The organism is Streptomyces sp. NPDC050988 (assembly GCF_044456225.1).
GTDB lineage: Bacteria > Actinomycetota > Actinomycetes > Streptomycetales > Streptomycetaceae > Streptomyces.
Genome location: NZ_JBITFQ010000044.1, coordinates 47,594 through 65,727 on the forward strand (window position 1 = coordinate 47,594; position 18,134 = coordinate 65,727).

The 18,134-nt window shown below is 69.9% G+C and carries 15 protein-coding genes; 8 read left to right on the forward strand and 7 right to left on the reverse strand.

Annotated elements, in window-relative coordinates; genetic code table 11:
- From secF to ACIBEI_RS46260, 3 genes are all read left to right on the forward strand, one after another.
- On the forward strand, positions 1 to 1,128 hold the full coding sequence (gene secF, locus ACIBEI_RS46250) for a protein translocase subunit SecF (protein WP_189839890.1): 1,128 nt from the start codon (positions 1 to 3) through the stop codon (positions 1,126 to 1,128).
- Positions 1,125 to 1,664 carry an adenine phosphoribosyltransferase gene (locus ACIBEI_RS46255; protein WP_398897215.1) on the forward strand — a complete coding sequence of 180 codons (540 nt, stop codon included), beginning with the start codon at positions 1,125 to 1,127 and terminating at the stop codon, positions 1,662 to 1,664. The genes secF and ACIBEI_RS46255 overlap by 4 nt, the downstream gene beginning before the upstream one ends.
- 204 nt (positions 1,665 to 1,868) lie before the next feature.
- On the forward strand, positions 1,869 to 4,394 hold the full coding sequence (locus tag ACIBEI_RS46260) for a RelA/SpoT family protein (RefSeq protein WP_398897217.1): 2,526 nt from the start codon (positions 1,869 to 1,871) through the stop codon (positions 4,392 to 4,394).
- 168 nt (positions 4,395 to 4,562) lie between these two features.
- On the opposite strand, the gene ACIBEI_RS46265 is transcribed toward ACIBEI_RS46260, so the two are convergent.
- Both ACIBEI_RS46265 and ACIBEI_RS46270 read right to left on the reverse strand, forming a co-directional pair.
- Positions 4,563 to 5,792 (reverse strand): DUF349 domain-containing protein, encoded by a 1,230-nt coding sequence (locus ACIBEI_RS46265; RefSeq protein WP_398897218.1) that lies wholly within the window; start codon positions 5,790 to 5,792, stop codon positions 4,563 to 4,565.
- Positions 5,793 to 5,927: 135 nt separating this feature from the next.
- Entirely contained in the window at positions 5,928 to 6,767 is an 840-nt protein-coding gene (locus ACIBEI_RS46270) for a peptidylprolyl isomerase (RefSeq protein WP_398897220.1), read from the reverse strand.
- 170 nt (positions 6,768 to 6,937) lie between these two features.
- Here ACIBEI_RS46270 and ACIBEI_RS46275 point away from each other — a divergent pair, with 170 nt between their 5' ends.
- Both ACIBEI_RS46275 and hisS read left to right on the forward strand, forming a co-directional pair.
- Entirely contained in the window at positions 6,938 to 7,654 is a 717-nt protein-coding gene (locus ACIBEI_RS46275; RefSeq protein WP_269650534.1) for an MBL fold metallo-hydrolase, read from the forward strand.
- Positions 7,655 to 7,667: 13 nt separating this feature from the next.
- Positions 7,668 to 8,930 carry a histidine--tRNA ligase gene (gene hisS / locus ACIBEI_RS46280; protein WP_398897222.1) on the forward strand — a complete coding sequence of 421 codons (1,263 nt, stop codon included), beginning with the start codon at positions 7,668 to 7,670 and terminating at the stop codon, positions 8,928 to 8,930.
- Positions 8,931 to 9,174: 244 nt separating this feature from the next.
- Here hisS and ACIBEI_RS46285 read toward each other — a convergent pair whose 3' ends face one another.
- The 4 genes from ACIBEI_RS46285 to ACIBEI_RS46300 are packed head-to-tail and all read right to left on the reverse strand — an operon-like array spanning position 9,175 to position 12,720.
- Entirely contained in the window at positions 9,175 to 9,798 is a 624-nt protein-coding gene (locus ACIBEI_RS46285; RefSeq protein ID WP_398897224.1) for a response regulator, read from the reverse strand.
- On the reverse strand, positions 9,795 to 11,021 hold the full coding sequence (locus tag ACIBEI_RS46290) for a sensor histidine kinase (RefSeq protein ID WP_398897225.1): 1,227 nt from the start codon (positions 11,019 to 11,021) through the stop codon (positions 9,795 to 9,797). Before ACIBEI_RS46290 ends, ACIBEI_RS46285 begins: the two co-directional genes overlap by 4 nt.
- Positions 11,018 to 11,857, reverse strand: coding sequence for an ABC transporter permease (locus ACIBEI_RS46295; RefSeq protein ID WP_398897227.1), 840 nt, complete (start codon positions 11,855 to 11,857; stop codon positions 11,018 to 11,020). Before ACIBEI_RS46295 ends, ACIBEI_RS46290 begins: the two co-directional genes overlap by 4 nt.
- The gene (locus ACIBEI_RS46300) at positions 11,854 to 12,720 is read right to left on the reverse strand and encodes an ABC transporter ATP-binding protein (protein ID WP_398897228.1); all 867 of its coding nucleotides are present in this window, start codon (positions 12,718 to 12,720) and stop codon (positions 11,854 to 11,856) included. Before ACIBEI_RS46300 ends, ACIBEI_RS46295 begins: the two co-directional genes overlap by 4 nt.
- 139 nt (positions 12,721 to 12,859) lie before the next feature.
- Here ACIBEI_RS46300 and ACIBEI_RS46305 point away from each other — a divergent pair, with 139 nt between their 5' ends.
- From ACIBEI_RS46305 to rpsD, 3 genes are all read left to right on the forward strand, one after another.
- Positions 12,860 to 13,507 carry a vitamin K epoxide reductase family protein gene (locus ACIBEI_RS46305; RefSeq protein ID WP_398897230.1) on the forward strand — a complete coding sequence of 216 codons (648 nt, stop codon included), beginning with the start codon at positions 12,860 to 12,862 and terminating at the stop codon, positions 13,505 to 13,507.
- 50 nt (positions 13,508 to 13,557) lie between these two features.
- Complete coding sequence (locus ACIBEI_RS46310) at positions 13,558 to 14,910, forward strand: replication-associated recombination protein A (RefSeq protein WP_398897231.1); 1,353 nt, start codon at positions 13,558 to 13,560, stop codon at positions 14,908 to 14,910.
- Positions 14,911 to 15,256: 346 nt separating this feature from the next.
- Positions 15,257 to 15,871: a 30S ribosomal protein S4 gene (rpsD, locus tag ACIBEI_RS46315; RefSeq protein ID WP_398897233.1), complete on the forward strand. Its 615-nt coding sequence runs from the start codon at positions 15,257 to 15,259 to the stop codon at positions 15,869 to 15,871.
- A gap of 33 nt (positions 15,872 to 15,904) precedes the next feature.
- Here rpsD and ACIBEI_RS46320 read toward each other — a convergent pair whose 3' ends face one another.
- Positions 15,905 to 18,082: an ATP-binding protein gene (locus tag ACIBEI_RS46320; RefSeq protein ID WP_398897234.1), complete on the reverse strand. Its 2,178-nt coding sequence runs from the start codon at positions 18,080 to 18,082 to the stop codon at positions 15,905 to 15,907.
- Positions 18,083 to 18,134: the final 52 nt, after the last annotated feature.

Here is an 18,134-nt window from a genome sequence, read left to right on the forward strand (position 1 = left end):
ATGTCGAAACTCGGCACCCTCGGCGCCCGGCTCCACCGCGGCGAGATCGGCTACGACTTCGTCGGCAAGCGCAAGCTCTGGTACGGCATCTCGATCCTGATCACCATCACGGCCATCGTCGGCCTGGCGGTGCGCGGCCTGAACATGGGCATCGAGTTCCAGGGCGGCGCCGTCTTCACCACCGAGAAGACCAGCATCTCGGTGAGCCAGGCCGAGACGTACGCGGAAGAGGCCTCCGGCCACGACGCGATCGTCCAGAAGCTCGGCAACGGCGGACTGCGCATCCAGATCGCCGGCATCGACACCGGCAAGTCCGACCAGATCAAGCAGGAGCTCTCCAAGGACCTGAAGGTCGACGCGGAGAAGATCAACGCCGACCTGGTCGGCCCCAGTTGGGGTGATCAGGTCGCCAACAAGGCCTGGCAAGGTCTCGCGATCTTCCTGGTCCTGGTGGTGATCTATCTGGCGATCGCCTTCGAGTGGCGCATGGCCGTGGCCGCGCTCGTGGCGCTCATCCACGACATCACCATCACGGTCGGCGTCTACGCCCTGGTCGGCTTCGAGGTCACCCCGGGCACGGTGATCGGTCTGCTGACCATCCTCGGTTACTCGCTCTACGACACCGTCGTCGTCTTCGACAGTCTCAAGGAGCAGACGAAGGACATCACCAAGCAGACCCGCTGGACCTACAGCGAGATCGCGGACCGCTCGATCAACGGCACCCTGGTGCGTTCCATCAACACCACGGTCGTCGCGCTGCTCCCGGTCGGCGGCCTGCTGTTCATCGGTGGCGGTGTGCTCGGCGCGGGCATGCTCAACGACATCTCGCTGTCGCTGTTCGTCGGCCTCGCGGCCGGTGCGTACTCCTCGATCTTCATCGCCACGCCGCTCGTCGCCGACCTCAAGGAGCGCGAGCCGCAGATGAAGGCCCTCAGGAAGCGTGTCCTCGCCAAGCGCGCCGCGGCCGCCGCGAAGGGCGAGTCCCTGGAGGCCCCGGTCGTCGACGAGCGCTACGACGAGGACGAGCCGGAGGACGCGACGCCCGCGGTCGTCGGACCGCGCGCCCAGCGTGCCCAGCCGTCGTCGCGCGGCAGGGGACGCGGCCGGCCGTCGGGGAAGCGCCGATGACCGGTATCGAAGAGCTGCTGCTCAGCCGTATCCGTGATGTCCCGGACCATCCGGAGCCGGGTGTGATGTTCAAGGACATCACCCCGCTCCTGGCCGACCCGGCGGCGTTCACGGCGCTCACCGACGCGCTGGCCGAGATCAGCGTCCGCAGCGGCGCCACGAAGATCGTCGGCCTGGAGGCCCGCGGCTTCATCCTGGGCGCGCCCGTCGCGGTCCGGGCGGGGCTCGGCTTCATCCCCGTACGCAAGGCGGGCAAGCTCCCCGGAGCGACCCTCGGCCAGACGTACGACCTGGAGTACGGCTCCGCCGAGATCGAGGTGCACGCCGAGGACCTGAGCGCGGACGACCGCGTGATGGTCGTCGACGACGTCCTCGCCACCGGTGGCACCGCAGAGGCCTCGCTCCAGCTGATCCGCCGGGCCGGTGCCCGGGTCGCCGGCGTCGCCGTCCTCATGGAGCTCGGTTTCCTGGGCGGCCGTGCCCGGCTGGAGCCGGCCCTGGACGGAGCCCCGCTGGAGGCGCTGCTCAAGGTCTGAGCAACCCCTCAGGCGCCCGTACGACACGTCCTGGGCGCCTGTAGGACACCGCGGAGGCGGGCCCGGAGGAATCCGGTGCCCGCCTCTCGCGTTTCTCCCGTAGAACCCGGTCTCACCGGCCGGAGGCGAGTCCGGAGCCCAGGATCGCTACCATGGGGTCTCCGGAGCCTGACCGGGGACCCGGATCGCGCACGAGGAGTCCTCTTGCCAGACGAGGCCCAGCCACTCACCGCCGCCAAGCCCGAGAAGTCCGCGGCGCCCGCAGGCACGCCCGCAGCGCCCGCGAGTGCGCCCGCGAAGAACGGCTCGTCCGAGCCCGCGCCCGGAGCCAAGGCGGCTGAGCAGCCACGCCCCGAGCCGGCCGCCCCCGAGCGCCAGGCACCCGCGTCCTCGGCCCGTCCCACCGCCGGCCAGCCCGCACGCTCCGGCGGCGGCTCCTCCAACCGCGTACGCGCCCGTCTCGCCCGTCTCGGTGTCCAGCGGTCCAACCCGTACAACCCGGTCCTGGAGCCCCTGCTGCGGATAGTGCGCAGCAACGACCCGAAGATCGAGACCGCCACCCTGCGGCAGGTCGAGAAGGCCTATCAGGTCGCCGAGCGCTGGCACCGCGGCCAGAAGCGCAAGAGCGGCGACCCGTACATCACCCACCCGCTCGCCGTGACGACGATCCTCGCCGAGCTGGGCATGGACCCGGCCACGCTGATGGCGGGCCTGCTGCACGACACCGTCGAGGACACCGAGTACGGCCTGGACACCCTCAAGCGCGACTTCGGCGACCAGGTCGCCCTGCTCGTCGACGGCGTCACCAAGCTCGACAAGGTCAAGTTCGGCGAGGCCGCCCAGGCCGAGACCGTCCGCAAGATGGTCGTCGCCATGGCCAAGGACCCGCGCGTCCTGGTCATCAAGCTCGCCGACCGCCTGCACAACATGCGCACCATGCGCTACCTCAAGCGCGAGAAGCAGGAGAAGAAGGCCCGCGAGACACTGGAGATCTACGCTCCGCTGGCGCACCGCCTGGGCATGAACACCATCAAGTGGGAGCTGGAGGACCTCGCCTTCGCGATCCTCTACCCCAAGATGTACGACGAGATCGTGCGGCTGGTCGCCGAGCGCGCCCCCAAGCGCGACGAGTACCTCGCCATAGTGACCGACGAGGTCCAGTCCGACCTGCGCGCGGCCCGCATCAAGGCGACCGTCACCGGCCGCCCGAAGCACTACTACAGCGTCTACCAGAAGATGATCGTCCGCGGCCGTGACTTCGCGGAGATCTACGACCTGGTGGGCATCCGCGTCCTCGTCGACACGGTCCGCGACTGCTACGCGGCGCTGGGCACCGTCCACGCCCGCTGGAACCCGGTTCCGGGGCGGTTCAAGGACTACATCGCGATGCCCAAGTTCAACATGTACCAGTCGCTGCACACGACGGTGATCGGTCCGAACGGCAAGCCGGTCGAACTCCAGATCCGTACGTTCGACATGCACCGCCGCGCCGAGTACGGCATCGCCGCGCACTGGAAGTACAAGCAGGAGCCCTCCGCCGGCGCCTCCAAGGTGCGCACGGACGCGCCCAGGGGCCTCGGCAAGGACAAGGACGCCGTCAACGACATGGCGTGGCTGCGCCAGCTGCTCGACTGGCAGAAGGAGACCGAGGACCCCAGCGAGTTCCTGGAGTCCCTGCGCTTCGACCTGTCCCGCAACGAGGTCTTCGTCTTCACGCCGAAGGGCGACGTCATAGCGCTCCCGGCCGGGGCGACCCCGGTGGACTTCGCGTACGCGGTCCACACGGAGGTCGGCCACCGGACCATAGGAGCGAGGGTCAACGGACGCCTCGTACCGCTGGAATCCACCCTGGACAACGGCGACCTGGTCGAGGTCTTCACCTCGAAGGCGGCCGGCGCGGGCCCGTCCCGCGACTGGCTGGGCTTCGTGAAGTCCCCGCGCGCCCGCAACAAGATCCGGGCCTGGTTCTCCAAGGAGCGCCGCGACGAGGCCATCGAGCAGGGCAAGGACGCCATCGCGCGCGCCATGCGCAAGCAGAACCTGCCGATCCAGCGCATCCTCACCGGCGACTCGCTGGTCACGCTCGCGCACGAGATGCGCTACCCCGACATCTCGTCCCTCTACGCGGCGATCGGCGAAGGCCATGTGGCCGCGCAGAACGTCGTACAGAAGCTCGTCCAGGCGCTCGGCGGCGAGGAAGCGGCCACCGAGGAGATCGACGAGAGCGTCCCGCCCGCGCGCGGCCGGGGCCGCAAGCGCCGGTCGAACGCCGACCCGGGTGTCGTGGTCAAGGGCGTCGACGACGTGTGGGTCAAGCTGGCCCGCTGTTGTACGCCCGTCCCCGGCGACCCGATCATGGGCTTCGTCACGCGCGGCAGCGGTGTGTCGGTCCACCGCACCGACTGCGTCAACGTCGACTCGCTGTCCCGCGAGCCCGAGCGCATCCTCGAGGTCGAGTGGGCGCCCACCCAGTCCTCGGTCTTCCTGGTCGCCATCCAGGTGGAGGCGCTGGACCGCTCGCGGCTCCTGTCGGACGTCACCAGGGTCCTGTCCGACCAGCACGTCAACATCCTGTCGGCGGCCGTCCAGACGTCCCGCGACCGGGTGGCCACCTCCCGCTTCACCTTCGAGATGGGCGACCCGAAGCACCTGGGCCACGTCCTGAAGGCGGTCAGGGGAGTGGAGGGCGTGTACGACGTGTACCGGGTGACGTCGGCGCGGAGGCCGTAGACGGTCCGGCCGTAAACCGGCCACTACGTAGAGGGGCTTCCGTACGTTTCGTACGGAAGCCCCTCTACGTAGAAGCGGAAAACCGCTGAAGGCCTCAGCGGCCTCGCCCCGGTGGCCTCGGCCGCTGCCCCGTGGGCTTCAGCCGGCGCTTCAGCCGCCGACGGCGCTTCAGCCGCCGAACTCCTGCAGACCCTTCAGAGCCTGCTCAAGGAGCGCCTGGCGGCCGTCCAGCTCCTTCTGGAGCTTGTCGGCCCGCGCGTTGTTGCCGGAGGACCGCGCCGACTCGATCTGGCCCTGCAGCTTGTCCACGGCCGCCTGGAGCTGACCGGTCAGACCCTCGGCACGCGCGCGTGCCTCCGGGTTCGTCCGGCGCCACTCGGCCTCCTCGGACTCCTGGAGGGCCCGCTCCACCGTGTGCATCCGGCCCTCGACCTTCGGGCGGGCGTCCCGCGGCACATGGCCGATGGCCTCCCACCGCTCGTTGATCGAGCGGAAGGCGGCCCGCGCCGCCTTGAGGTCCTGCACCGGGAGGAGCTTCTCGGCCTCCTCGGCCAGCTCCTCCTTGAGCTTCAGGTTCTCCGTCTGCTCCGCGTCCCGCTCGGCGAAGACCGAGCTGCGCGCCGCGAAGAACACGTCCTGGGCACCGCGGAAACGGTTCCACAGGTCGTCCTCGTGCTCGCGCTGGGCGCGGCCCGCGGCCTTCCAGTCCGCCATCAGCTCGCGGTAGCGGGCGGCCGTCGGACCCCAGTCCGTCGAGGCGGACAGCGACTCGGCCTCCGCGACCAGCTTCTCCTTGGTCTTGCGGGCCTCCTCGCGCTGCGCGTCCAGCGACGCGAAGTGCGCCTTGCGGCGCTTGGAGAACGCCGAGCGCGCGTGCGAGAAGCGGTGCCACAGCTCGTCGTCGGACTTCCGGTCGAGCCGCGGCAGGCCCTTCCACGTGTCCACGAGCGCCCGCAGCCGCTCACCGGCGGCCCGCCACTGGTCGGACTGGGCCAGCTCCTCCGCCTCGGTGACCAGCGCCTCCTTGGAGTGCCGGGCCTCGTCGGACTGCTTCGCCCGCTGCGCCTTGCGCTCCTCGCGGCGTGCCTCGACCGTCTCGACGAGCTTGTCCAGCCGCACCTTCAGCGCGTCCAGATCCCCGACCGCGTGGTGGGCGTCCACCTGCTCGCGAATGTGGTCGATGGCGATCTGGGCGTCCTTCGCCGACAGGTCGGTGGTCTTCACTCGTCGCTCGAGGAGGCCGATCTCGACGACCAGGCCCTCGTACTTGCGCTCGAAGTAGGCCAGTGCCTCGTCGGGAGAACCGGCCTGCCAGGAACCGACGACCTGCTCGCCGTCGGCCGTACGCACGTACACGGTCCCCGTCTCGTCGACGCGGCCCCACGGGTCGCTGCTCACAGCGCCTCCTCCACATGATGCCTGCGTGGGGCTGCTTTACCCCCGGGCATCGTCCACAGTTTCGTCACGGCCAACATAGGCGACCGGCGGGGCGGCTGTCCGCATCCCGCGCGACCGAAATTTCGCTGCTGGAGGTCAGGATTTCGTCACGGTCGCCTTGTCGATCACGACGGTCGCATTGGGTGCGCCGTCGCCCTGGCCAGTGGTCTCGCCGGCCTTGGCGATTTTCTCCATGACCTTCATGCCCGATTCGGAAATAGTCCCGAACGGTGTGTAGTTGGCCGGCAACGGACTGTCCTGGTACACGAGGAAGAACTGGCTGCCGCCGGAGTTGCGGCCCTCCTTCGTCTGGGCGTTGTACTGGTTGGCCATCGCCACCGTGCCCGCCGGGTACACGTCGCCCTTGAGGCGCTTGTCCTTGAGGTTCTCGTCCGGAATCGTGTAGCCGGGGCCGCCCATGCCGGTGCCCTGCGGGTCACCGCACTGGAGCACGAAGATGCCGTTCGTGGTGAGGCGGTGGCACTTGGTGTGGTCCAGATAGCCCTTGCCCACCAGGAAGTTGAACGAGTTCACGGTGTGCGGGGCCTTCGCGGCCGGCATGTCGATGTCTATCGTGCCGCAGGTCGTCTGCAGCTTCATCGTGTAGTCCGCCGACTTGTCGATGGTGATCGCCGGCTCCTTCTTGTAGCTCAGCGACTTCACCTTGCCCGCGGCGGCCTTCTCGCAGGGGTCCGGTGCCTTGCTGGGCGCGGAAGGGCTGGGGCTGGCCTCGGCGGCCGCGTCCGACTTGTTGTCGTCGTTCTTGAAGACCCCGGTCGCGTACGACACCACGCTGCCCACGACGACGACGCCGAGGACCGACGCGATCACCGCGTTGCGAGCGTGGGCCTTGCGCCGAGCGGACGTGCGCCGCTGCTGTTGCCGCAAGAACTTCTCCCGGGCGAGCTGACGCCGCCGCTGTTCCTGGGTGACCACCGGGTTATCTCCTCATGCGTCTCGTACGTCAGGTGGGACGCGTGCGTCTGTTGAGCCGACCGCCTGCGTGTGCCCCGTACCGTATATGGGTTCGCTGTGGTTCCGGCAGCGCCGGTAGGCTCTGATGCACAGCCAGGCCATTCCCCCGTACGACATACCGAAGGACGAACGTGCTCATTGCCGGGTTCCCCGCCGGGGCCTGGGGCACCAACTGTTATCTGGTCGCCCCCGCCGCAGGCGAGGAGTGCGTGATCATCGACCCGGGCCATCAGGCCGCCCAGGGAGTCGAGGACACGCTGAAGAAGCATCGGCTCAAGCCCGTCGCGGTCGTCCTCACGCACGGCCACCTCGACCATGTCGCCTCGGTCGTCCCGGTGTGCGGCGCGCACGACGTGCCCGCGTGGATCCACCCCGAGGACCGGTACATGATGAGCGACCCCGAGCGGGCGCTCGGCCGCTCCATCGGGATGCCGCTGATGGGCGAGCTGACCATCGGGGAGCCGGACGACGTGAAGGAGCTGACGGACGGCGCCGCGCTGAAGCTGGCCGGCCTCGACTTCTCCGTCGCGCACGCGCCCGGCCATACGAAGGGGTCGGTGACGTTCCGGATGCCGGAGACCACGGACATCCCGTCCGTGTTCTTCTCCGGGGATCTGCTCTTCGCCGGCTCCATCGGACGCACCGACCTGCCCGGTGGCTCCCACACCGAGATCCTCGACTCGCTGGCCCGCGTGTGCCTGCCGCTCGACGACTCGACCGTGGTGCTGTCCGGCCACGGCCCCCAGACGACCATCGGTCAGGAGCGCGCCACCAACCCGTACTTGCGGCAGGTGGCGGCGCCCGGCCCGGGAGCGGACCCGACCTCCGCTCCTCGACGAGGAATGTGACGAGAGACTTCGCGTGAGCACCTTCAAGGCCCCCAAGGGCACGTACGACCTGATTCCGCCGGACAGCGCGACGTTCCTCGCGGTGCGCGAGGCGATCGCCGCGCCGCTGCGGAACTCCGGTTACGGATACATCGAGACGCCCGGATTCGAGAACGTCGAACTCTTCGCGCGCGGGGTCGGTGAGTCCACCGACATCGTGACCAAGGAGATGTACGCCTTCGAGACCAAGGGCGGCGACCAGCTGGCGCTGCGCCCCGAGGGCACGGCCTCCGTGCTGCGCGCCGCCCTCGAAGCCAACCTCCACAAGGTGGGCAACCTCCCCGTCAAGCTCTGGTACTCGGGCTCGTACTACCGCTACGAGCGCCCCCAGAAGGGCCGTTACCGCCACTTCTCGCAGGTCGGCGCCGAGGCGATCGGGGCCGAGGACCCGGCGCTGGACGCCGAGTTGATCATCCTGGCCGACCAGGCGTACCGCTCGCTCGGGCTGCGTAACTTCCGGATCCTCCTCAACTCGCTGGGCGACCAGGAGTGCCGTCCCGTCTACCGGGCCGCGCTCCAGGACTTCCTGCGGGGGCTGAACCTGGACGAGGAGACGCTCCGGCGGGCCGAGATCAACCCGCTCCGCGTCCTCGACGACAAGCGTGACGACGTCCAGAAGCAGCTGGTCGGTGCGCCCTTGCTGAGGGACTATCTCTGCGACTCGTGCAAGGCGTACCACGAGGAGGTCCGCGAGCTGATCACGGCCGCCGGTGTCTCCTTCGAGGACGATCCGAAGCTGGTCCGTGGGCTGGACTACTACACCCGGACCACCTTCGAGTTCGTGCACGACGGTCTCGGTTCGCAGTCCGCGGTCGGTGGCGGCGGTCGCTACGACGGCCTGTCCGAGATGATCGGTGGTCCCGCGCTGCCGTCCGTCGGGTGGGCGCTCGGTGTCGACCGTACGGTCCTCGCGCTGGAGGCCGAGGGTGTGGTCCTCGAACTGCCCGCGTCCACCAGTGTGTTCGCGGTGCCGCTCGGGGACGAGGCTCGGCGGGTGCTCTTCCGGGTGGTGACCGAGTTGCGGCGGAACGGGGTCGCGGCCGACTTCTCCTACGGGGGCAAGGGGCTCAAGGGGGCCATGAAGAACGCGAACCGGAGTGGGGCGCGGTACACCGTTGTCGCCGGTGAGCGCGATCTCGCCGAAGGTGTCGTCCAGCTCAAGGACATGGAGTCCGGTGAGCAGGTGCCGGTCGGAGTGAACGAGATCGTGGCGGAACTGGAGTCCCGGCTGAGCTGAGTGGGCTTGGGCCTGCTTTTTCTCGCCCCCGCCGCCCCTACCCATTCCCGTCCTTCTGGGGCTCCGCCCCAGACCCCGTGGGGGTTTGTTGTTGGGTGCGGGCCGGTGGGGGCTGGTCGCGCAGTTCCCCGCGCCCCTAAAGGCCTTAGGGGCGCGGGGAACTGCGCAGTCTTTTGGGGGTTCGGGGGCGGAGCCCCTGAGTCAGGGACGGGAAATGGGTAGGGGCGGCGGGGGCGAAAGATCCTCAGTCGAGCAGACCGAATCGCATCGCGCATGTCACCGCCGCCGTGCGGTCGTCCACCCCCAACTTGCCGAACGCCCGCAGCAGATGGGTCTTCACCGTCGACTCGCCGATGAAGAGGCGACGCCCGATCTCGGCGTTCGTGCACCCGTCCGCGACCAGTCGCAACACGGCGACCTCCCGCGCGGACAACCGAGGCCGCTCCGGCGTGGTACGCAGCCGGTCGACCAGACGGGCGGCGACGGCCGGCGCCAGCACGGTCTCGCCCCGCGCGGCGGCCCGCACCGCGTCCGCCAGCGCCCCACGCGGCAGATCCTTGAGCAGATAGCCCGCGGCCCCGGCCTCGACGGCCCGCAGGATGTCCCGGTCGGTGTCGTACGTCGTGAGCACGATGACGCGGCACGGCAGCCCCGCCTCCGCCATCCGGACGATCGAGTCGACACCCCCGCCACCGGGCATCCGCAGATCCATGAGGACGATGTCGGGCCGCAACTCGGCGGCGAGGGCCTCGGCCTGAGGCCCACTGGACGCGTCGGCGACGACATCGAGGTCGGGCTCGGCGCTGAGCATCGCGCGCAGGCCCTCGCGTACGACGGGATGATCGTCGGCGAGGACGATCCGGATCACGGGGTACTCCTTTCGGGGGGTACCGGTAGCCGGACGGTGATCGTCGTGCCGTCGCCGGGGGCGCTGTGCACCCGCGCGGTCCCGCCCACTTCCGCCGCCCGTGCCCGCAGCCCCGCGAGTCCGTAACCGGTGGCCGGTGCCGCCGGGTCGAAGCCGCGCCCCTCGTCGCGTACGGACACGGTGAGTGCCGTGTCGGCGTACGTGAGCGCGACGGTGACGGCGGCCGAACTCCCCGCGTGCTTGCGGGCGTTGGCGAGCGCCTCCTGGCAGGAGCGGAGGACCACGACCTCCGGCCCGGCGGGCAGCGCGCGGACGGGACCGGACACGGTCACCGACGCATCGTGCCGGGCGGCGAGCCGGCGCAGAGCGTCCGGCAGCGAGGCCCCGTCGAGGTCGGCGGGCGTGCCACCGGCGACGAGAGCCCGCGCCTCGGCGAGGCTCTGCCGCGCGGTCTCGTCCATGAGGGCCAGATGCAGGCGGGCCCGCGTCACGTCGGAGCGGTCCAGTTCGGCCTCGACCGCCTGGGTCAGCATCAGCAGGCTGGTGAAGCCCTGCGCGAGCGTGTCGTGGATCTCCCGGGAGAGGCGTTCGCGCTCGGCCAGTGCGCCGTGCGCGGCCGAGAGCCGGGACAGCTCGTGACGGCTGGCGTCCAACTCGGCGATGAGATCGGCCCGTTCCCGGCTCTGCTCGATGACGCGGATGATCCAGCTGCCGATGGCCGCCGAGAACGCGACGCTGACCACCGCGGAGACGGAGTTGACGAAGAGGATCCGCGGTCCGGGCCGCCACAGCAGGGACCAGCCCGCCGCCGGCACGACGTTGATGACGAGCACGGCCACCATCGCCCAGCGCATCCGCAGCGCCATGAAGCACTGCGGGATGAGGGCGAAGGTCAGCACTCGGGTCTCGCCGACCAGGACGCCGGGCGGCAGGAAGAGGAGGGTCGCCCCGGCGACGTAGCCCAGCGCTCGCCGCTCGTCCTGGCCCTCGGCCATCAGGACCGGCCGTCCCACCAGCACGTACCAGGGAACGAGCAGCGTGAGCAGGCCGATGGTGGCCAGCCGGACCGGCGGCTCCGGATCCGCCGCGCCCAGCACGAACACCACCGTGGCCACCCACACCACCGCGAAGTACGGGTCCCAGAGCCGGAAGGTGCGCTCCCAGACGTTCGGGCCGGCGCGTCCTGTCCCGGACGCGTCGCACGACCCCACCGCAGCGCTCACCGGTCGCGCTCGCTCTTCCAGCGGAAGGTCAGCAGGCACAGCAGCAATCCTCCGACGCACCAGGCCCCGAGCACCAGGGCCACGCGCCCGAACTCCCAGTCTCCCGCCTGTTCGAGGACCTGCGCCGACTCCGGCAGGAACACCCCGCGCAGGCCCTGGCACATCCACTTGAGGGGGAACAGCGCGCCGATGTCGAGCATCCAGCCGGGGATGGTGGCGACGGAGATGTACACCCCGGAGATGAACTGCAGGACCAGGAAGGGGAGTACGACCACGGACGTGGCGCTCTTGCCGGAGCTCGGCACCGAGCTGATCGCGATGCCGAGCAGGGCGCACGCCGTCAGACCGAGGACGAAGATCCACGCGAAGTCGAACCACTTCCCGGCGCTGGAAGGCAGATCCACGTCGTACAGCGTCGTACCGACGACGAGCATGACCGCCGTCTCCAGGGCACCGGTGACCAGAACCAGCCAGATCTTCCCGAGGAAGTACGCGGCCGGGGGCATCGGTGTGCCGCGCAGCCGGCGCAGCACCTTCTCGTCCCGCTCGATCGCGATCGACGTACCGAGCGACTGGAAGCTGGTGGTCATGATGCCCGCGGCCATCATCGCGGGCACGTAGAGCTGCGAGGCCGTGATGCCCGCGCCCGTGACGTCGTCGCTGAAGATCGACGCGAAGAGGAACAGGAAGACGATCGGGAAGGCGAAGGTGAACACCGCCTGGTCGCGCTGGCGGAAAAACAGCCTGATCTCCAGCGCGCCCCGGTGCAGGCCCAGGCCCCAGGTACCGGGGAGCTGTCCGGCGGCGGCCCCGGACCGTACGAAGGTCGCTGTCATCGTGCCGCCTCCTGCCCGGTCAGCCGCAGGTAGACGTCCTCCAGGGTGGGGCGGCTCACCCGCAGTCCCGGGATCTCCCCGTCGAAGCGGCGCATGAGTCCGGCGATCGTGCGGGTGGGTGTTCCGGTGCGTTCGCGACGCGGGGTGCCCGCGGGCTCCGTCCACTCGACGGTGGCCTCGGTGCCGTACCGGTCGCGCAGGGCCGCCGGTTCTCCCTCGGCCACCACCTGGCCCTTCGCCATCACCGCGAGCCGGTGTGCGAGTGCCTCCGCCTCCTCCAGGTAGTGCGTGGTCAGCAGGATCGTCGTGCCCTCGTCGGACAGTTTCCGGATCAGGTCCCAGAACCGGCGGCGGGCTCCCGGGTCGAAGCCGGTCGTGGGCTCGTCCAGGAGCAGCAGTTCGGGGCCGCCGATCACACCGAGCGCCACGTCGAGCCGTCGCCGCTGACCGCCCGACAGGGCCTTGATCCGGCTGGTCGCCTTCTCCTCAAGGCCCACCAGGACGATGACCTCCTCCGGGTCGCGCGGCTTCGCGTAGTAGCGCGCGAAATGCCGCACGGTCTCGCGCACCGTCAACTCGGCGGGCGCGGATTCGTCCTGCCAGACGATGCCGACTCGCGAACGCCACGCGCGCGTGCCCGTCGACGGGTCCGAACCCAGGACCGAGACATCACCCGCGTCCCTGGAACGGTTGCCCTGGAGGATCTCCACGGTGGTGCTCTTGCCCGCGCCATTGGGTCCGAGCAGGCCGAACACCTCGCCCCGCCGTATCCCGAGATCGATGCCGTCGACGGCGGTCACGTCCCCGTACCGCTTGCGCAGTCCTCGTACGTGCACTGCGAGTTCGTTCGCGTGTGCTGTCATGCCGTCGAGCGTCCCGCCGAAGCGAACGTTCCGGGACCACCGCGCGTACTTCCTTATGTCCATCGAACGGTGGACACGCGCGCGTGTGCGGCACAATGACCGTGCCCGGAAGGCCCCCTCAAGCTACGGAAACGGCGTGATGAGCAAGACGACAGTCAGGGAAGGCATCAGCACCGACTCCCACGACCAGGAAGGTGCCGAGGCCCCACGGTCCGTGGGCGGCGGTCGTTTCCTCGCCCTTCTGCTGGTGATCACGGGCGCGGCCGGACTGCTGGCCTCCTGGGTCATCACCATCGACAAGTTCAAGCTGCTGGAGGACCCGAACTTCACCCCGGGCTGCAGCCTGAACCCGGTCGTCTCCTGCGGCAACATCATGAAGAGCGACCAGGCCTCCGCCTTCGGGTTCCCCAACCCGATGATGGGCCTCGTCGCCTACGGCATCGTGATCTGCGTCGGCATGAGCCTGCTCGGCCGCGCCACCTTCCCGCGCTGGTACTGGCTGACGTTCAACGCGGGCACGCTGTTCGGCGTCGGCTTCTGCACCTGGCTGCAGTACCAGTCGCTGTACAACATCAACTCGCTGTGCCTGTGGTGCTCCCTCGCCTGGATCGCGACGATCATCATGTTCTGGTCCGTGACCTCGCACAACGTCCGCAACGGCTTCCTGCCCGCGCCGGGCTGGGTCAAGGGCTTCCTCGGCGAGTTCGCCTGGGTGCTGCCGGTCATGCACATCGGGATCATCGGCATGCTGGTCCTCACGCGCTGGTGGGACTTCTGGACCAGCTGAATTCCACCGGGCCGGCGGTGTTGTCAGTGGCGTGACATAGGGTTTTGGTCGTGGAGCCCGACCTGTTCACCGCCGCAGCCGAAGAACGCCAGGAGAAGGACCCGTCCAGCAGTCCCCTGGCGGTACGGATGCGCCCGCGCGTCCTCGACGAAGTCGTGGGCCAGCAGCACCTTCTGAAACCGGGCTCACCCCTGCGCAGACTGGTCGGCGACGGCGGGGGTCCGGCGGGCCAGTCCTCGGTCATCCTCTGGGGACCACCGGGCACAGGCAAGACGACCCTGGCGTACGTGGTCTCCAAGGCCACCGACAAGCGTTTCGTGGAGCTCTCCGCGATCACCGCCGGCGTCAAGGAGGTCCGCGCGGTCATCGAGGGCGCCCGCCGTGCCACCGGAGGCTTCGGCAAGGAGACCGTCCTCTTCCTCGACGAGATCCACCGCTTCAGCAAGGCCCAGCAGGACTCCCTGCTCCCGGCCGTCGAGAACCGCTGGGTGACGCTGATCGCCGCGACCACCGAGAACCCGTACTTCTCGGTGATCTCCCCGCTGCTGTCCCGCTCGCTGCTGCTGACCCTCGAACCGCTCACGGACGACGACCTGCGCGGACTGCTCCGCCGGGCCCTCGCGGATGAGCGCGGCCTCAAGGAGGCCGTCACCCTCCCCGAGGACACCGAGGAGCACCTGCTGCGGATCGCCGGCGGTGACGCCCGCCGCGCGCTGACCGCGCTGGAGGCCGCCGCCGGGTCCGCGCTCGACAAGGGCGAGCAGGAGATCACCCTCCAGACCCTGGAGGAGACGGTCGACCGGGCGGCCGTGAAGTACGACCGCGACGGCGACCAGCACTACGACGTGGCGAGCGCGCTGATCAAGTCCATCCGAGGCTCGGACGTGGACGCCGCGCTGCACTACCTCGCCCGGATGATCGAGGCCGGCGAGGACCCCCGGTTCATCGCCCGCCGCCTGATGATCTCCGCCAGCGAGGACATCGGCCTGGCCGATCCGAACGCGCTGCCGACAGCCGTCGCCGCAGCCCAGGCCGTCGCCATGATCGGCTTCCCCGAGGCCGCGCTCACCCTCAGCCACGCCACCATCGCCCTCGCCCTGGCCCCGAAGTCGAACGCGGCGACGACGGCGATCGGCGCCGCCATGGAAGACGTACGCAAGGGCCACGCGGGCCCCGTACCGATGCACCTGCGCGACGGGCACTACAAGGGCGCGGCCAAGCTCGGCCACGCGCAGGGGTACGTGTATCCGCACGACCTGCCCGAGGGAATCGCCGCCCAGCAGTACGCGCCGGAGGAGCTCAAGGACCGCGAGTACTACACCCCGACCCGCCACGGAGCCGAGGCGCGGTACGCGGACGCAGTGGAGTGGACCAGGAAGCACCTCGGTCGAGGGCGGTCCTGACCACCCTGTAGACTCCTCGAAGCGCTGCGTCCCGTGTCCGGCCTCTCTTCATCGAGGGCGTCGACATCACCAGAACGGGACATCCAGCCGGAGCCCTCACCGCGAGGCGGGGATTCCAGGAGCGTCGCGCACCGTCGAAGGTGTCGCGGGCAGCCCACCACCCTCCCGGATCTCCGGGAAACGGTCGGTGGGCCACTCGCGTGCTGCACGTATGTGCCCAGCACAGGGAGCGGCTGCCCCGCAGGTCCGACCGACCGGACCCGCAGGGTTTCCCTGGCTGCGGATTGCGACCTCCCCTAACCCTGGTGAAGCCGTATTCGCATCAGAAACATGAGGTGTTTGGTTCATGGCGAACCAGTCCCGCCCCAAGGTCAAGAAGTCGCGTGCCCTCGGCATCGCGCTGACCCCGAAGGCCGTCAAGTACTTCGAGGCCCGCCCCTACCCGCCGGGCGAGCACGGCCGTGGCCGTAAGCAGAACTCGGACTACAAGGTCCGTCTGCTCGAGAAGCAGCGTCTGCGCGCGCAGTACGACGTGTCCGAGCGCCAGCTCGTCCGCGCCTACGAGCGTGCCGCCAAGACGCAGGGCAAGACCGGTGAGGCCCTGGTCATCGAGCTGGAGCGTCGTCTCGACGCCCTGGTTCTGCGTTCGGGCATCGCCCGCACGATCTACCAGGCCCGCCAGATGGTCGTTCACGGCCACATCGAGGTCAACGGTGGCAAGGTCGACAAGCCGTCGTTCCGCGTCAAGCCCGACGACGTCGTGATGGTCCGTGAGCGCAGCCGCGAGAAGCCGCTGTTCCAGGTGTCCCGCGAGGGCGGCTTCGCCCCTGACGGCGAGACCCCGCGTTACCTCCAGGTGAACCTCCGCGCCCTGGCCTTCCGCCTGGACCGCGAGCCGAACCGCAAGGAGATCCCGGTGATCTGCGACGAGCAGCTCGTCGTCGAGTACTACGCCCGCTGATCACCCTCAGCCGGATGTAGCACCACCTGTGCGTCAGCCCGTCGTCTCCCCGCCCTTCCGGGTGGGGGAGGCGGCGGGTTTTCGCGTGTCCGGGGGGCCCGGCAGCCCGCGCGGCGGCGGCAGCGCACCGAGCAGCCGCGGCCGGGTGTGCCCGAGCGCCCGCCCCACCGCCGCCTGCCGGCCGAGCCGCGCACCGGCCCGTACGCACTCCTCGTACCGTTCGTCGCCCAGCCGTTCCCGGGCCGTCGCCTCGCACTGTTCGTGCGGGGCGTTGTAGTAGGCGGAGCCGAACAGCGGCAGGCCCACCGACGGCCACATCCGGGACGCGGAGCCCTGGAGGACCGCGGCTTCGGAGGCGTCGCCCTCCGCCGCCGTGATCAGCGCGAGCAGCTCCATCGCCAGGACCGTGCCGAGCAGGTCGTTGAAGACGTGGTTGATGTCCAGGCACTCGACCAGCAACCCCCGGGCCCCCGGCAGATCGCCCTCGGTCCAGGCCGCGTACGCCAGGACGTACAGCGCGTACGCGAGGGTCCAGCGCTCGCCGTGCTCCAGACAGACCCGGCGCACGTCCTCGCACAGCCGGACCGCGCCCGGCAGATCGCCCTGGAATGCCAGCGTCATCGCCAGCTCGACCTGGCCCATCAGGACGTTGCTGTTGAGCTCGCCGATCTCCTGATAGCGGTCGAGCGCCGAACGCAGCAGTGTCTCCGCGCGGGCCATGTCGTCGGTGACCAGGGCTAGACAGCCGGTGCGGTGCTCGGCATAGGCCAGCGCGAGGGGGTTGCCGCTGTCCTCCGCCTTCTCCCGGCACTCCGCGAGCGCGGCGAGCGCCGACGCCGTGTCGCCCTGGAGGATCGCCACATAGCCGAGCACCCACAGCGCCTTCAGCCGCGACCGCTCGTGCTCGGTGTCGAGGAGAACGGTCCGCTCCAGCCAGTGCCGCCCCTCCGACAGCCGGCCGCAGCCGACCCAGTAGAACCAGAGCGTGCCCGCGAGGTACTGGCCCAGATGACCGCCACCCGGCTCGGACAGGCACTGCTCCATCGCACAGCGCAGGTTCGGCAGCTCCGCCTCCACACGCGCGGCCACCTCGCGCTGCCGGGGCGAGAACCAGTCCAGCTCGCACCACGTGGCGAGCCCCATGTACCAGTCGCGGTGGCGCCGCCGCAGCCGAGCCGTGTCGTCCGTCGCCGCCAGCCAGTCGGTGCCGTACGCCCGGACCGTGTCCAGCATGCGGTAGCGCACACCCGCCCGGGTCTCCTCGCGGGTGACCACCGACTGCGCGAGCAACTCGCCCAGCACGTCGAGGATGTTGTCGGGATGCAGGCCGTCGCCCCCGCACACGTACTCCACGGCCTCCAGATCGAACTGCCCGGCGAACACCGAGAGCCGCGACCACAGCAGCCGCTCCTCCGGCGTGCACAGCTCATGGCTCCAGCCGATCGCCGTCCGCAGCGTCTGATGGCGCGGGAGCGCGTCGCGCCCGCCTCCCGTCAGCAGCCGGAACCGGTCGTCGAGGCGCATCAGCAGCTGCGCGGGGGAGAGCGTCCGCAGCCGTCCCGCCGCCAGCTCGACCGCGAGCGGGATGCCGTCCAGCCGCCGGCACAGTTCGTGCACGTCCGCGCGGTTGCCGTCATGGAGGGTGAAACCCGGTGTGCTCGCGGCGGCGCGGTCCGCGAACAGCTCGGCGGCCTCCCGCTCGGTCAGCGGCGCCAGCGGGAACAGCCGCTCGCCCTCCACCGCCAGCGGCCTGCGCCCCACGGCGAGCACCCGCAGCCCCGGCGCCCGCCGCAGCAACTCACCGACCAGCGAGGCACACGCGTCCACCAGATGCTCGAACCCGTCCAGTACGAGCAGGACTTGACGCTTCGACAGATGGTCGAGCAGCACCTGACGCGGCGGCCGGGAGGTGTGATCCGTCAGACCGAGGGCTTCGACCACCGCGTACTCGACGAGTTCCGCCTCCCGCACCGCGGCCAGCTCCACGCGCCACACCCCGTCGCGCGGCCGGGTTCTGGCAGCCGCGCGCGCCGCGAGGCGTGACTTGCCGACCCCGCCAAGACCCGTCACGGTGACCAGCCGTGCCGCACCGAGGGCCGCACCCAGTTGCGTGAGTTCGGCCGCGCGGCCCACGAACGCGTTGAGCTCCAGGGGCAGATTCCCGGCCCGGTGACCGCCGGCCCCCGCACCGGAACGCTGAGAACGTCGCATGGGGAACGGAGCGTACTCATCCGTAAGCACTCCGTACAATCGCTTCGTGCAA